We start from the raw sequence: 1,364 nt of genomic DNA, 5'->3' as shown, positions 1-1,364 counted from the left end.
CGCCGAGGGCGGTGCCCTCGGCCCCGTAACTGCGGCCGCGGAAGATCCGGCCGTCCTCGAGCATCAGAACGGCAGCGCTTTCGGTTGCTGGCTGGCTGGAATCTGTCACTGTGTGTCCTTCGTGGGGTTGTGAACCTGAGCCTGTGAGGTGCTGGGTGCTGCGGGGGCGAGGGCTGCGGCGGCATCGAGGAGGCGGGTGCGGGCGGCTGCCTCGCGGGTCCGGAATCCGGTGTCAACGGCTGTCCCGTTCAGGGTCCAGGTGAACACCACCAGCCCGTCCTTCTCGACGAACTTGCCGGCCATCCCCCGGTCGAGGCGGACGGCGCGCAGGTCCGACCGGCTGATGAAGAGGTCCCGGGCGCCGCTGCGCACAATCAGGATTCCTTCGTCGTGGACGCTCGCCGTGGCGTTGGATTTCACGCCCAGGCCATGGACGGCGATCCGGTCGAGCCAGTCCCCCGCCGTCGTCGTGACCACATACTGGCCGTTGGCCAGGTAACGCGGTTCGCTGAGTGTTTCGGGGGCAGGGGACGGCGCCGGGATGTCGCGTTGCCGGGCCAGGCGGGCACGCCAGCCCAGGGCTCCGAGCGCGACGACGACGGCGACGGTGCCCAGTGAGATGGCGACGGGCATTAGCCAGTCCATGTGGATTCCTCAGCTGCAGTTGGGTGCGGTGTGTTCAGTCGGCCAGCCAGGACGGTTGGGTGGCCCCTGAAGAACGTGGCATGCACGGCTCCGGGTAGTTCGGTGCCGGCGAATGGGCTGTTACGGCCCATCGTGGCCATTTTATCCGGATCGACCACCCAGCGTGCCTCCGGATCGACGAGTGTGACGTTAGCTGCCTCACCCTCGGCCAGCGGCCGTCCCTGCTGCTCAAGGCCTCCGATCGTTGCCGGGGTGCTCGAGGTGACCCTGGCGAAGCCTTCCCAATCCATCAGGCCGGTGTTGATCATGGTGTGCTGCACCACCGAGAGCGCGGTTTCCAGCCCGGTCATGCCCATGGCGGCCTGCGCCCATTCACAGTCCTTGTGCTCGGAAGGATGCGGGGCGTGGTCGGTGCCGACGACGTCGATGGTCCCATCAGCCAGGGCCTCCCGCAGTGCTTGCACGTCCTCGCCGGTGCGGAGCGGCGGGTTCACCTTGTAGACCGGGTTGTAGCTACGGACCAGCTCGTCGGTGAGTAGCAGGTGGTGCGGGGTGACCTCGGCGGTCACCCTGATGCCGCGGGCCTTGGCCCAGCGGATAATTTCCACCGACCCGGCCGTCGACACGTGGCACACGTGGAGCCGTGACTGCACATGGTGGGCCAGCAGGACGTCCCTGGCAATGATGCTTTCCTCGGCGACGGCGGGCCAGCCGGTCAG

3 protein-coding genes are annotated in these 1,364 nt (G+C 67.7%); all 3 read right to left on the bottom strand.

Annotated features, from left to right (window positions below; translation table 11 throughout):
• Nucleotides 1–109: hypothetical protein (locus K728_RS23255; RefSeq protein WP_443110971.1), on the bottom strand; the 109-nt coding region annotated here is incomplete at its 3' end.
• Nucleotides 106–645, bottom strand: coding sequence for a PH-like domain-containing protein (locus K728_RS0111480; protein ID WP_024476796.1), 540 nt, complete (start codon nt 643–645; stop codon nt 106–108). The genes K728_RS0111480 and K728_RS23255, both read right to left, overlap by 4 nt.
• The coding region (locus tag K728_RS0111475; RefSeq protein WP_024476795.1) for a dihydroorotase at nt 633–1,364 on the bottom strand (732 nt) is incomplete at its 5' end. The genes K728_RS0111475 and K728_RS0111480, both read right to left, overlap by 13 nt.

This window comes from Arthrobacter sp. CAL618 (assembly GCF_000468215.1).
Taxonomy (GTDB): domain Bacteria; phylum Actinomycetota; class Actinomycetes; order Actinomycetales; family Micrococcaceae; genus Arthrobacter_D.
Note: the sequence above shows the minus strand (reverse complement) of the source record. Positions and strands in the feature narration are given on the sequence as shown.

What these genes read in the sequence shown, in the direction of transcription:
- K728_RS0111480 (WP_024476796.1), bottom strand. Translation starts at nt 645, where the DNA reads ATGGACTGGCTAATGCCCGTCGCCATCTCACTGGGCACCGTCGCCGTC.